This window comes from Streptomyces sp. AK010 (assembly GCF_014207295.1).
GTDB classification, from domain to species: Bacteria; Actinomycetota; Actinomycetes; order Streptomycetales; family Streptomycetaceae; genus Streptomyces; species Streptomyces massasporeus.
In genome coordinates, this window is the sequence record NZ_JACHCX010000012.1 from 53,144 (window position 1) to 65,715 (window position 12,572).

10 protein-coding genes and 1 riboswitch are annotated in these 12,572 nt (G+C 72.7%); of the genes, 4 read left to right on the forward strand and 6 right to left on the reverse strand.

Translation table 11 applies throughout. The annotated features are described in order from the left end of the window. The first annotated feature begins 136 nt into the window (after positions 1 to 136). Positions 137 to 312, forward strand: a riboswitch (cyclic di-AMP (ydaO/yuaA leader). A gap of 5 nt (positions 313 to 317) precedes the next feature. Next, positions 318 to 1,097, forward strand: a complete 780-nt coding sequence (locus tag HDC93_RS22735) for a transglycosylase SLT domain-containing protein (protein ID WP_185012700.1) — start codon at positions 318 to 320, stop codon at positions 1,095 to 1,097. Here HDC93_RS22735 and HDC93_RS22740 read toward each other — a convergent pair. After that, a complete protein-coding gene (locus tag HDC93_RS22740; protein WP_185012701.1) occupies positions 1,061 to 1,909 on the reverse strand; it encodes an HAD family hydrolase in 849 nt (282 codons plus the stop codon). The two genes, HDC93_RS22735 and HDC93_RS22740, sit on opposite strands and share 37 nt — an antisense overlap. A 186-nt stretch (positions 1,910 to 2,095) precedes the next feature. Between HDC93_RS22740 and HDC93_RS22745 the strand changes: the two genes are divergently transcribed. The 3 genes from HDC93_RS22745 to HDC93_RS22755 all read left to right on the forward strand — a co-directional run bounded on the left by HDC93_RS22745 (position 2,096) and on the right by HDC93_RS22755 (position 5,346). After that, entirely contained in the window at positions 2,096 to 3,166 is a 1,071-nt protein-coding gene (locus HDC93_RS22745) for a GNAT family N-acetyltransferase (protein WP_398986147.1), read from the forward strand. Positions 3,167 to 3,187: 21 nt separating this feature from the next. Next, positions 3,188 to 4,507 (forward strand): glycosyltransferase family 2 protein, encoded by a 1,320-nt coding sequence (locus HDC93_RS22750; protein ID WP_185012703.1) that lies wholly within the window; start codon positions 3,188 to 3,190, stop codon positions 4,505 to 4,507. Positions 4,508 to 4,590: 83 nt separating this feature from the next. Beyond that, a complete protein-coding gene (locus HDC93_RS22755) occupies positions 4,591 to 5,346 on the forward strand; it encodes a polysaccharide deacetylase family protein (RefSeq protein WP_185012704.1) in 756 nt (251 codons plus the stop codon). 13 nt (positions 5,347 to 5,359) lie between these two features. Here the strand turns inward: HDC93_RS22755 and HDC93_RS22760 are convergent, their stop codons facing one another. The 5 genes from HDC93_RS22760 to HDC93_RS22780 all read right to left on the reverse strand — a co-directional run bounded on the left by HDC93_RS22760 (position 5,360) and on the right by HDC93_RS22780 (position 12,509). Continuing rightward, positions 5,360 to 6,505, reverse strand: a complete 1,146-nt coding sequence (locus tag HDC93_RS22760) for a glycosyl hydrolase (protein ID WP_311774599.1) — start codon at positions 6,503 to 6,505, stop codon at positions 5,360 to 5,362. After that, positions 6,502 to 6,930, reverse strand: coding sequence for a hypothetical protein (locus HDC93_RS22765; protein WP_185012705.1), 429 nt, complete (start codon positions 6,928 to 6,930; stop codon positions 6,502 to 6,504). The genes HDC93_RS22760 and HDC93_RS22765 overlap by 4 nt, the downstream gene beginning before the upstream one ends. Next, positions 6,927 to 8,744 carry a glycosyltransferase gene (locus tag HDC93_RS22770; RefSeq protein ID WP_185012706.1) on the reverse strand — a complete coding sequence of 606 codons (1,818 nt, stop codon included), beginning with the start codon at positions 8,742 to 8,744 and terminating at the stop codon, positions 6,927 to 6,929. Before HDC93_RS22770 ends, HDC93_RS22765 begins: the two co-directional genes overlap by 4 nt. Positions 8,745 to 8,992: 248 nt before the next feature. Beyond that, the gene (locus HDC93_RS22775) at positions 8,993 to 11,257 is read right to left on the reverse strand and encodes a lipopolysaccharide biosynthesis protein (protein ID WP_311774600.1); all 2,265 of its coding nucleotides are present in this window, start codon (positions 11,255 to 11,257) and stop codon (positions 8,993 to 8,995) included. Continuing rightward, positions 11,250 to 12,509: a DegT/DnrJ/EryC1/StrS family aminotransferase gene (locus HDC93_RS22780; RefSeq protein WP_185012707.1), complete on the reverse strand. Its 1,260-nt coding sequence runs from the start codon at positions 12,507 to 12,509 to the stop codon at positions 11,250 to 11,252. The genes HDC93_RS22775 and HDC93_RS22780 overlap by 8 nt, the downstream gene beginning before the upstream one ends. Positions 12,510 to 12,572 lie beyond the last annotated feature (63 nt).

The window sequence follows — 12,572 nt, forward strand, 5'->3', positions numbered from 1 at the left end:
CAAAGGATCAAGCGGCCCAAACACCCCAGACCAAGGTCAACCGCGCGATATGTGACTGAGGTGCTTGTTCCCGACATGTGCTCTCGCATACGTTCCGGCCCTGTCCGGCGGACGCCTAATCCTGCCGCCGCCCGGACTTCCCACGGAACCGACTCACTCACGCAGGGCAGGAGCGGGGGACCCAGGTAAGTCGCCGGTCCGCACAGCGGCACGGCTCGGGGTGAAGCCGCGCACGGCACACAGCGCCGTACGCGGCCGGGCACCTCCCGGCCCGAACCCGACAGCTCACCTCGCAGGCGCCGGAGAGGAACATCGCCATGACCTCACGAGGCAACCACCGTCGCCCCGGAACCAACCCGCTGACCCGAGGGATCATCGCCGCCGGTACCGGCGCGGCAGCACTCACCCTTCCGCTTCTCGGCGCCACCCACGCGAGTGCCGCCGAGCCCCAGAGCGCACCCGCCGCCGCGCAGTCCGTGCCGCGGGCGGCCCAGCCCGCCAAGTCCCTCACGTACACCGTGGCCAAGGGCGACTCGCTCGCCCGCATCGCGGACAAGTACGACGTCTCGGGCGGCTGGAAGCAGCTCTACAAGGACAACCGCGCCGCCGTCGGCGACAACCCGAAGCTGATCCACCCGGGTCTGAAGCTGACGGTGAAGACCGCCAAGACGGACGCGGCGAAGAAGACGGCGACCAAGTCGTCCGCCCCCGCCAAGCCGGCCGCCAAGCCCGCCGGCGGCGTCGCCCAGGCCACCCAGGCGTCCGCGAAGACCTACGCGAACAACCTCGACGGGTGGATCCGCGAGTCGCTGGACATCATGGCGCAGAAGGGGATCCCGGGCTCCTACGACGGCATCTACCGCAACATCATGCGCGAGTCGTCCGGCAACCCCCAGGCCATCAACAACTGGGACTCCAACGCCGTCGCGGGGACCCCGTCCAAGGGCCTGCTCCAGGTGATCGACCCGACGTTCGCCGCCTACCACGTGGACGGCACCTCCTTCGACCCGTACGACCCGGTCGCCAACATCACGGCGGCCTGCAACTACGCGGCCGACCGCTACGGCTCGATCGACAACGTCAACGGCCCGTACTGAGCCGTACCGCCCAGCAGTCGCTCGAGGACGACGGCGATGCCGTCGTCCTCGTTCGACAGGGTGACCTCGTCGGCCACGGCCTTGAGTTCGGGATGGGCGTTGGCCATCGCGACGCCGTGGCCGGCCCAGTCGAACATCGGGATGTCGTTGGGCATGTCGCCGAAGGCGATGGTGTCCGCCGGCCGCAGCCCCAGATGCTCGGCGGCCAGCGCCAGACCCGTGGCCTTGGTGATCCCGCACGGCTGGAGCTCGACCGTGCCGGGCCCCGACATGGTCACCGTCGCCAGCGAGCCGACCACCGAGCGGGCCGTCGCCGCCAACTCGTCGTCCGACAGATGGGGATGGCGCAGCAACACCTTGCTGATGGGCTCGCCCCACAGCTCCTCGCGCCGGTCGACCCGCACGGCGGGCAGGGTCGGGTGCGGCATCAGATACCCCGGCTCGATCAGCGTGAGCCCGTCGACACCGTCCTGGTCGACCGCCGCGTACACCTGCCCCACCTCGGCCTCGATCTTGCCGAGGGCGGTCTCGGCCAGCTCCCGGTCCAGGGTGATGGTCCACAGCAGCCGGTCCGCGCCGGCGTCGTACACCTGAGCGCCCTGCCCGCACACCGCGAGCCCCGTGCACCCGAGGTCGTCCAGGAGCGGTCGCACTCTCGGCGCCGGCCGGCCCGTCACCACGAGGTGCTGGGCACCGGCTTCCGCCACCCGCGCGAGCGCGGCGAGGGACCGGTCGGAGAGGGTGTCGTCGCCGCGCAGCAGCGTCCCGTCCAGGTCGGTGGCGATGAGTGAATATGCGATGGGTGCGGCCATGATCAGAGAATACGGACAGTGCGGCCTTTCGTTTCATCGCACGGTGGACGCCGATTGCCCGGTTGAAGGCCTCTGCACCAGTTGGCGACAACATGCTCCGCTACCTACCCGTGGGGCCGCGCAGAGCGGTACCTTCCAAGTGTCCAGGGGGGACTTGATCGGGGGGTCAGGTTGAGCAGTGGGCGCATTCGCGTGGCTGGGCCCGGGGAGCTCGGCGAAGGGGAGAGGGAGCGCTGGCGTGCGCTGCGCGCCGCCTCGGAGGCACCGCGCAACCCTTTCATGGAGCCGGAGTTCACCGAAGCCGTCGGCCGGGTCAGACCCGGGGCCCGGGTGGCCGTGGTGTACGACGGGCCGGAGCCGGCCGGTTTCCTGCCCTACGAGCGGGGCCGGTTGGGCCAGGGCCGGGCGATCGGGCTCGGCGTCTCGGACGCGCAGGGCGCGATCCTGCGGCCCGGCCTCGGCCTGGAGACGGACGAACTGCTGAGGGCCTGCTCGCTGTCGAGCTTCGCCTTCGACAATCTGGAGGCCGAGCAGCGGCTGTTCGTCCGGTACGCGGCCGAGGAGTACGCCACCTACGTCATCGACGTGGAGAAGGGCTACGAGACGTACGAGTCGGTGCTGCGCGCGCAGTCGCCGAAGTTCCTGAAGACCACGCTGGCCAAAGAGCGCAAGCTGGGACGGCAGGCGGGCGAGGTGCGGTTCGTGTTCGACGAACGCGATCCGGCCGCGCTGCGCACGCTCATGGAGTGGAAGTCCGCGCAGTACCGCAGGACCGGCCGCCGGGACCGGTTCGCCCAGGAGTGGATCACCCGGCTCGTCGGGCGGCTGGCCGGGACCCGGGCGCCGGAGTGCAGCGGCACGCTGTCCGTGCTGTACGCCGGTGAGCGGCCCGTCGCCGCGCACTTCGGGCTGCGTTCGGCCTCGGTGCTGGCCTGCTGGTTCCCGGCCTACGACCCGGAGTTCGCGAGGTTCTCGCCGGGTCTGGTGCTGCACCTGCGGATGGCCGAGGCGGCGGCCGCCGAAGGGATCGGCACGCTCGACCTGGGGAGGGGCGCGGCCGAGTACAAGGACGCGCTGAAGACGGGCGAACTGCCCGTGTACGAGGGTGCGGTGACCCGTCCGGGGGCGGGCGCGGCACTGCACTGGCTGAGCCGCGAACCGGCACGCCGCGCGCACAGCTTCGTCCGCGGCAGGCCCCGGCTCGCGTCGCTGGCCTCGCGGACGCTGAAGGGCGCGGCCCGGCTGCGCCGTACCTGACTTCACGAGGGGGGTGGGCGCATGGCCCGTTCGGCGCGTGCGCAGGAGGAGATACGGCGGTTCCTGGACATCGGGGCGGTGCAGGTCGCCGAGCTGGACCTCGATGGTGACGAGGCGGTGCTCAGACCCGGTCCGGGGAGTCCGCCCGTGACGCACGGAGAGGTGTTCGTCCTGGTCAGGAGGGGCGGCCGACCCGTGGGCACGCTGCTCGGGCGGGTAGCGGAGGGGGCGGATGCGAAGGCCGTGCTGGCGGAGCGGGCGCGGGCGGAGTGCGGGGCGGCCGTCTTCAGCGGAGCCGGTCAGGCGCCGTTCACGACCGTCGTCGTCGCGACCCGGGAGCGGGCCGGGCAGCTGGCCCGGGCGCTGGACTCGCTGCTGGCGCAGGACCATCCGCGGTTCGAGATCGTCGTCGTCGACAACGCGCCGGTCACGGACGAGACGCGGGAACTGGTCGAGCGGAAGTACGCCGAGCGCGTGCGGTACGTCTGTGAGCCCGTTCCGGGGCTCGCAGCCGCGCACAACGCCGGGCTGGACGCCGTGCGCGGCGAGGTCGTCGCCTTCACCGACGACGACGTGGTCGCCGACCCGCGCTGGCTGACCGAGCTGACCGCGCCCTTCGCAGCCGACGCCGGACTCGGGTGCAGCACCGGGCTGATCCTGCCGGCGCGGCTGACGACCCCGGCCCAGGTGCTGCTGGAGAGTCACGGCGGCTTCGCGAAGGGTTTCACTCCAAGGACGTACGACCCGGCGCACCCGCCGGGCGACGAGCCGCTGTTCCCGTTCACGGCCGGGCGGTTCGGATCGGGCGCGAACATGGCGTTCCGCACGGCCGTGCTGCGTTCCGTCGGCGGTTTCGACCCGGCCACCGGGGCCGGCACGGCGGCCCGGGGCGGCGACGACCTCTACGGCTTCGTCCGCGTCCTGGCCCAGGGCCACCGGCTGCACTACACGCCGTACGCCCTGGTGTGGCACCACCACCGGGAGACCTGGCGGGATCTGGAGACCCAGGCGTACGGCTACGGCGCCGGGCTCACGGCGTACCTCACCGCGGTGCTCGTGAACCGGCCCGCGCTGCTGCCGGCGTTCCTCGCGAGGCTGCCCCGCGGCCTCGCCCGCGCCCGCACCCTGACGGCCGTGCGCGACACGGACCAGGCGGACGGCACCGGCGCACCGGGCGACCACGACGAGCGGACGCACCCCTGGCCGCGGCGGCTGTCGCGGTTGCAGCGCCGGGGGATGGTCTACGGGCCCGTCGGCTATCTGCGGGCGCGGTACGCGCTGCGCGCGGCGGTTCGGGAGCAGACGGCTCAGCGGGCGAAGACCCCTCAGGGGGCGAGATGACGACGTCGGCACGAACCCGTGATGAGGGGCCCATATCGCCCTCGGGCACCCCGGCCATCCCCGTTTTCCTCTACCACGCGGTGATGGACGACCCGCCCGATTGGATCGCCGAGTTCACGGTCACACCACGGCAGTTCGCGGCGCATCTCGACGTCATCACCGGCAGTGGGCGTACGCCCGTCACGATCACTACGGTCGCCGATCATCTGGCCGGCCGGGCGCCCCTGCCGCCCCGGCCGGTGCTGCTCACCTTCGACGACGGGTTCGCCGATCTGCCCGGCCCCACCGCTGAGGTCCTGGCCGCACGCGGGCTGCCCGCCACCGCCTACCTCACCACCGGCGCCATCGCCCCGGGCGGCCGCAGTCTGCTGCCGCCCGCCCCGATGATGACCCTGGCCCGGGCGGCGGAGCTGGAACGTTCCGGCATGGAGATCGGCAGTCACACCGTCACGCACGCGCAGCTCGACACCCTGTCCGCCAAGGCCCTGGCGTACGAACTGCGCACCTCCAAATCCGTGCTGGAGGACGCCCTCGGGCACGAGATCCGGCACCTCGCCTATCCGCACGGCTACAACAGCCCCCGGGTGCGGGCCATGTCGGCCCGGGCGGGCTACGAGACGGCGACCGCGGTGCGGCACGCGCTCAGCTCCGATCGCGACGAGCGGTACCGCATCGCCCGGCTCATCGTCCGGCGCACCCACACCGTCGCCGACGTCGAGGGCTGGCTGGCGGGGGCGGGCGCGCGGGTCGCGCCGTACCGCGACGGGCCGAAGACGATCGCCTGGCGCTGGTACCGCCGGGCCCGTGCGGTGGTGCACGGGCCCGAGTTCGCGGGGTGAGCCCCGGCGGGGACTACCGCAGCGGCTGGTTGAGGTACGGGTCTGCGACCGCCTTGCGCAGGCTGTCCCAGGCCGCGTCGTTCGCCAGCGCCAGGTTGCAGTGCGGTCCGGGGTCGCGGTAGTTCCACTGGAGGGCGGCCTTGACGCCGTCCAGGTCCTTGAGCACCCCGGGCACCCGCGCGTACCACTCGGCCTGCCGCTGCGGGCGGTTCGCGTCCGCGGCGGTGCCGAACTCGGAGAGCATCAGCGGCTTGCCGTCGGAGATGTTCTCCCGGATCCAGTCGTGCGTGGCGGCTTGCGTCTGCGCGAAGGTCAGCCAGCCGGCGTCGTGGCAGCGGTAGTAGTTGTACTGGTTGTAGCCGACCCAGTCGACGTAGTCGTCGCCCGGGTACATCTTCTTGATCTCGTCCGCGTGGTCGAGGTACCCGGTGGTGATCCACGTCCACACCACGTTGTCCACGCCCAGTTCGCGGAACCGGTCGTGGATGTGCCGGTAGGCCTTCACATAGTCGGCGGGTGTGCCGCTGGCCGGGGTGCGGGTGTCCATCTCCAGGTCGAAGGAGAGGAACACCTTCTTGCCGTAGTCCTTGATGCGCCGGGCCTGGACGTCGATGACCTTGTCGTCCAGCTCGCCGGAGGCGATCTGCTTCCAGGTCGGCTGCTGCTGCCTGGTGCCGCCCCACCACTTGCTCTCCCAGGAGAGCAACAGCAGATGGTCCTCGCCGACGCGCTGTTCCTCGGGGGTGAGCAGCCGGCCCTCGCGGCGGGTGCCCGAGGCCAGGGACATGTCGTGGTACGTGTACACGATGTCGAGCTCGCGCCCCACGCGCTTCTCGTAGGCGCGCACCTTCTCCGGGAGGTCGTCCCGCTCGTGCGGCACGAACGCGCCGAACCAGGCGCCGCAGGGCGGTTCGAGGAGGGCCGTGGGGCGGCAGTCCGCCTTGGGGCCGGCGGCTCCCGAGTCCGGCCCCGATGCGTCCCGCAGGGCGAACGCGGCGACCAGGACGGCGCTGACGACCGTGGCGGAGGTGATCAGCAGTCGGCGCCGGCCCGATGCCGACGGGCCGGCGGACCTCTCCTCGTGTGGATCTTTTCGGTGCTGTCCTCCGGTCGTGCTCGGCGTGCGGCGAAAGGGACGGGGGGGACGGTTGAACCTCACTGAGCGGAACCCTTCGGTGTCCTCGGCCGCGGGGAGGCGCGCAGGGGCGGACAGAACGCGGCGAGTGTGGTCAGCAGCGTCAGCGTCAGCAGCACCCGCTGTGCGCTGAAGGTGTGCGTGGCGATCAGCACGGTCGCGACGAGCATCAACGCGCCGATGCTCAGGAACAGCGTCAGCATCAGCCGTTCCAGCAGGTCGGAGTGGCGGGCGAAGTCCGCCTCCCGGCGCTCCACGGGCCCTTCGGCGGGCCGCGCCCCCAGGGCGGGGGCGCAGACTCTGACCGCGGCCGCGCCCGGGCCCGCCGCCAGGAAGAGCACGACCGCCGCGCCCCGCAGCGGCGATCCGCCGGGCAGGGCGAGCGCGGCCAGCGCCAGCCAGCCGCCGAACGGGGGCAGCATCCGGACCACGAGTTCCTGCGGTGTCATCGCTCCGCTCCCCCTGACTGCTTCAGCACGTAGAGCCACCCGGCGCTGTTCTCCGCCACCAGCCGGAACCGCGGCGACGCGGCGACGGACCTCTGGATGCGGTTCAGCTGCGCCTTGTCGAGCTGCCCGTTCATCTCGGAGTTGGCCAGCTGCCCCTGGGTGAGCAGGAAGTAGGCCCGGCCCGGCCGCTCCACCCCGGCCATGTCCCGCGCGAGGGTGGCGGCGGGGCTCCTGACGATCCGGTCGACGTGACTGCGGGCGTCGTCGAGGAACCAGTAGTGGTCGACGCTCCAGTAGGAGGCGTACGCGTCCGGGTAGTTGCGGTTGGCGGCCACGACCAGCGAGCCGTCCGGTGCCTGGTCGAAGAGCTGCCGTACGAGGGCGACTTCCTGCGGCGGGAAGTAGTTGATCCGGTCCTTGCCCGAGTAGGCCGGGACGAACGCCAGGGTTCCGCCGAGCAGCGCGGCCAGCGGCACCCAGGTGCCGATCCCCCACCGGCGGGCCGTGGCGGGGCCGGGGGCCCGGCCTTTGCCGGTCTCCTGTGCGGCGGCGTCGGCGGCCAGCGTGCGGACCTTGGGCAGCAGCGCGGCGGCGGCGAAGAAGGCGGCGCCGGGCAGCATGAACAGCAGCACCCGGAAGACCATCTCGCTGCCGTAACTGCTCGCCGCGAACATCGGCAGCGGGGCCGCCGCGACCAGCAGCAGGGGCCACGCGCGGTGGCGCAGCACACGCTGGCGCAGCACGCCGACGGCCGCGAGCAGCAGCACGGAACCGGACAGCAGCCGGGCCGCCCAGGAGGTGGCGATCGCTCCGGTGCCGGTCGGGGTGGCGCCGTAGCCCGTCTCGACGTTGGCCCCGACGTCGCCGATGGAGCGGATCATGTCCGGCATCGCCGCGGACAGGAAGGGCAGCGCGGCCGTGAGGCACCAGACCAGGAAGATCACGACGGTCGTGACCACCGGGACCCAGTCGCGGTAGCGGCGGCTCAGGCACAGGGCGAGCAGGCAGACGACCAGCATGCCCGGGGTGAGCTGGTGGGAGATGACGATCGCCACGATCATGACGGTGATCACCACGGTCCACACGGCCTGCCGCGGCCGGCCCCGCCGCACCGCGGACCGGCCGAAGCGCCGCAGGACGACCGCGAGCACGCCCACGTGCAGCGCGTACGCCACCGACTGGGGAGAGAAGTAGTCCTGCCCCACCCAGTTGGCGACGTAGAAGAGCCAGACCGAGGTCCAGATCAGCCGCCGGTCCTCGGTGAAGGTGCGGTAGATCAGCAGCAGCGGGAGCAGCAGCATCAGACTGGAGGCCAGGGGCCACCAGGCCATGAACATCGCCGCCGAGTCCACGCCCAGCAGCCGCTGCAGGGCGGCCTGGGCGGCGAAGAAGCCCGGCCACTGGTCGTACACGGCCATGTCGCCGACCTGATCGGCCGTCTGCAGACCGCCGGCCGTGAGCAGATGGTCGATGACCGCCTCGTGCTTCCACGCCCAGGCGTACAGCGGGGTCGGGTAGAGCACCGCCTGCGTGGCCCGCTCCATCACCAGCAGACCGAGCACGTACGCCGCCGACCAGGCGGCCGCCCGGCGCGCGTCGCGGACCGTGAACCAGAAGCCGGTGGTGAGCACCGCGAGCCCCGCCCAGAAGGCCGGGTGCAGCGCGCTGACCAGACCGTAGTCGTCGAGCCGCGAGACGTCGGTGTGCCGCATGGCGTACGCCCACAGTGCGAGCGCGACGAGCAGCGGAACACCGGGCCAGGCCTGGGCGCCCCGCCCGGACCAGGCGGGGGGCAGGTCGGACAGATCCGTCACGGGCTCGTGGGCGGGGCTGGAGGACTCCGAGGAGGACGGGCTCGAGGACTGGCTGGCCGTCTCGGGGCCGCTGCCGGAGGTGTTCGCGCCGTCCCGTGCGGGTGTGGGTTCCGGCGTGGATCTCTCCCTCGGTGTGGTTGGCGGACGCACGGTGGTTCCCCCCTGGCGGTTGCTCTCTTCGGCTCTGTCTCGGCTCTGCTTCGGCTTGTCCGGCCCTGAGCCCGGATCGGTATCGGCTTCGGGTGTGATCAGTCGCGGGGCGGTCCGGTCGGTGGTCCGCCGGCCGTTCGGTCGGCTAGGGGGCCCGGTGAGGCCGTGGTGCGGGAGCGCGCCCACGCCGACGCGGCGCGATGGAGCGGCAGGAGCAGCGCGAGGGCGAGGAGCAGGGGCGGCGCGAGGGGTGCGAGCGCGTCGCGCCACGCCCAGCCGCCGACCGCGACGAGATACAGCACCCCCCAGCGCCCCGGCCACGTCAGCCGCCCGCCCGCCCTCGCGAGCAGCAGCCCCAGCGGTAGGAGACACAGCAGCTGGCAGGCCGGCGGCGCCCAGCGCAGCAGCGGCTCGGGCCCGTCGAGCCCGAGCGCGTCCGCCAGGAAGCCGGCCGTCTTCTCATAGAACGCCCCGTCCACCGGCCGCGGTTCCCGTCCGAGGGCGACCGGTGCGGCGTACAGGGCGAGCAGGGCGGCGGCCAGTGCGGTGCCGGGCAGCCACGGGTCGCGCCGGGTGCTCAGCGTGACGGCGGCGACGAACACCACGAGCAGCAGGCCGCCCGCGGTGAGCGACGGCGGGGGCAGGCCCTCCAGCAACTGACGTCCGCTCAGGACGGCCCGCGAGGCGCCGTCGAGCCACGGCAGGTCCCGCAGCGGAGCGAGGAAGAAGAGGCAGGCCACCGCGAGCAGGCTCCACAGGGCACCTCTCAGCCGCCGCTCCTGCGGCTCCTGCTCCGGTTCCCGGGGCCCGTGGGGCGGTTCGCTGGTCGGTCCCTCCGGTCGCACGATCAGCGCCAGCGTGTCCGCCTGGAGCGCCTCGCGTTCGTAGCCGGGGCGTCCGATGAACAGCGTGACCGTGTTCTGGTCGCCGTCCCTGGGCTGGTAGGCGGCCCGGCGGGCCCAGGTCGTGCCGTACCCGGCGGTGGCGTTGAGTTTCGCCCAGTGGGTGCCGTAGGCGGGGTCGGCGGGCGTACGGGCCGGGGGTGCGCTGTCGTCCTGGCGCAGGGCCGCGCGCAGACCGGCCATGGAGACGACGGCGATCAGCGTCATGCTCAGCAGCACCGCCCAGCCGGCCCCGGCGATCCCGGCCGGGGTGAACAGCACGGCGGCGCAGCCCAGCACCAGGGCGCACATGGTGCCTTGGAGCGCGGCCAGCACACCCGTGCGCCCCTGGACGCGCAGCACGCCGATGTACAGCTCCACCACCACCCGTGGCAGGGCGCCGAGGGCGAGCAGCCGCAGCACGGTCGAGCCGTGCTCGGCGTAGTCCGGGCTGAAGGGCGTGAGGATGTACGGGGCGAAGACGACCAGCACGGCCACGGCCGGGACCAGCAGCAGTGTCATGCGCCGCAGGGCGCCCCGGACGCCGTCGGCGAGCTGGCGCGGGTCGTGCGAGGCGTGCGCGGTGAGCGACGAGGCCATGTTGATGGCCATGAACTCCATCGTGCCGCCGACGGTGTAGGCCACGTAGAAGTAGCCGTTCTCGGCGGCGCTGAAGCGGACGGCGACCATCACCGGCAGCAGGTTGATCATCGCAAGGCTGAACAGGGCGCCCAGCGAGTCCCCGGCCAGGAAGCGGCCCATGTCCTTGATCTTCGGGGGTTCCTTGTCGCGGTCGGCCTCCGCCTGCCGCGGGATGAGCCGGCGGAAGATCAGCCAGCCCAGCGGCAGCGTGGAGAAGGCGATCGCCACCGCCCAGGAGACGAAGATGCCGAGCACGGGCAGCGTGCCGGCGAAGACGGCCAGGAGGGCCAGCTTCCCGACGGAGAACACCGCGTTCCCGGCGGGCACCCACTCCGCCTTGCGCAGTCCGGTGAGCACGCCGTCCTGGAGGGTGAGCAACGCCCAGGCCACACAGGCAGCGACGAACACCGCGCCCGCCATGGGCGTGCCCAGAGGGGCGTAGGACGCTCCCCAGGCGTCGAGCGTGAGCAGGAAGACGGCGGCGGCGAGCGCCACGACCAGCGAACTGGCCACGTACGTGCCCCACACCAGACGCCCGGTCTCCCGTCCCGCGCGCGGGACGAAGCGGACCACGGCGCCGATCATCGTCGTCGCGGTGATGCTGGCGAGCAGCCGCATCGCGGCGATCGCGGCCGAGCCCTGGCCGACGGCCTCCTCCGTGTAGTAGCGGGCGGCCACCAGCCAGAATCCCAGGCCCAGTACGGCGGAGACGCCGGTGCTGAGCATGAGGAAGTAGGCGTTCTTGAACAGGGAGTCGTGGGTGTGGTCGCTGCCGGCAGGCTTCGGTCCGCCGCCGTCGGTGCGCGCGGCGGCGGGCTCGTGCACCTGGATCTCAGCCACGGGACTGTCCCAGCCCTCCCGCTGCCGGCCTGTTCCCGGGCAGTTCTCCCGGCGCCCGGACGGGCTGCGCCCCGGAGCGCTCCAGCACCGCGGCGACCGTCCGCGCCCGCAGCGGGTCCACGGGCAGCGCGTGCCGCGCGAACCAGCGGGCCGCCTCGGGGGCCGGTGAGGGGTCGGTGAACTCCGCACCGGCGTAGTCGTCCAGGGGCGGGTCGTAGAGGTAGCCGACGACGATGCCCTGCCGGGCCAGCGCCGCGATGGCCGCGTCCCGGTCGGCCACGAACAGCGGGACGCGGAACAGCGGCTGCGTCCCGTGGCCCTCGCGCGGCTTGGCCCAGGGCGTGGACAGCAGCAGCTCCGTGCCCGCCCGGCAGGCGTCCAGCACCTCGTCCAGCCGGTCGAGCTTGTGGCCGATGCGCCGCAGCCGCAGCCGGCCGGGCTCCAGGCGGTAGTCGTGCATGTCGACGCGCACCCACGGGTGGTGGGTGTCGAGGCCGGGCGTCTCACGGGCGGCGAGGGCGAGTTCGTCCGGGCGCAGCGGCATCCGGATCTCCTCGCGGTCCGCCAGACCCAGCAGCCGGATCGCGGACCGGGCGGCGCGCCGCAGCCGCAGCCCGCGCACCGCCGCCTCCGCGTACGGCCGGACCAGGTAGGCGAGTTCGGCGCTCGTCCGGCGCGGCGCGAGCAGCCCCGCGCAGGTCTTCTCCACCGCCTCCCGTAACCCGGGGTCGGCGAGCGAGAGCATGCCTCCGGCCTTCGCACCGACATGCTTCGACAGGCTGAACACCGACGCCTCGCCCCACGCCCCGACCGGCCGGTCCCCCACCCGGCTGCCGATCGCGTGCGCCCCGTCCTCGAACAGCGGGATCCCCAGCGCGTCGCACTTCTGCCTGAGGCGCGGCGCCGGGTCCGGGTTGCCGTACAGATTCGTCGTGAGCACGGCCGATACCGAGCCCCACACCTCGTCCGGCACGGCATCGAAGTCGATGGACGCGTCGAGCGGGTTCAACGGCGCCTGCACCGGGCGCAGTCCGGCCGCGAGCACGACGAAGAAGATCACGTCGTCGTTGACCGGCGACATCAGCACGCGTCCGCCGGGCGGGCACCAGTGGCGCAGCGCCACGTACAGCCCGAAACGGCACGACGGTACGTACACACATTCCCGGCCGAGCCGGACGCGCATGGTCTCTTCCAGCCGCTTCGGCTGTGCACCATGCCGCGTCGAACCCGGACCGGCCTCCCCTATGGCCATCCGCCCCCCAGATGTGCCGTGGGAAAGCCCCCTCCCCGAGGCCTTCCGGCACCCGCCCAGAGT

What these genes read in the sequence shown, in the direction of transcription:
- HDC93_RS22740 (WP_185012701.1), bottom strand. Translation starts at nt 1,909, where the DNA reads ATGGCCGCACCCATCGCATATTCACTCATCGCCACCGACCTGGACGGG.
- HDC93_RS22755 (WP_185012704.1), top strand. Translation starts at nt 4,591, where the DNA reads ATGGACGACCCGCCCGATTGGATCGCCGAGTTCACGGTCACACCACGG.
- HDC93_RS22780 (WP_185012707.1), bottom strand. Translation starts at nt 12,509, where the DNA reads ATGGCCATAGGGGAGGCCGGTCCGGGTTCGACGCGGCATGGTGCACAG.
- HDC93_RS22765 (WP_185012705.1), bottom strand. Translation starts at nt 6,930, where the DNA reads ATGACACCGCAGGAACTCGTGGTCCGGATGCTGCCCCCGTTCGGCGGC.
- HDC93_RS22750 (WP_185012703.1), top strand. Translation starts at nt 3,188, where the DNA reads ATGGCCCGTTCGGCGCGTGCGCAGGAGGAGATACGGCGGTTCCTGGAC.
- HDC93_RS22735 (WP_185012700.1), top strand. Translation starts at nt 318, where the DNA reads ATGACCTCACGAGGCAACCACCGTCGCCCCGGAACCAACCCGCTGACC.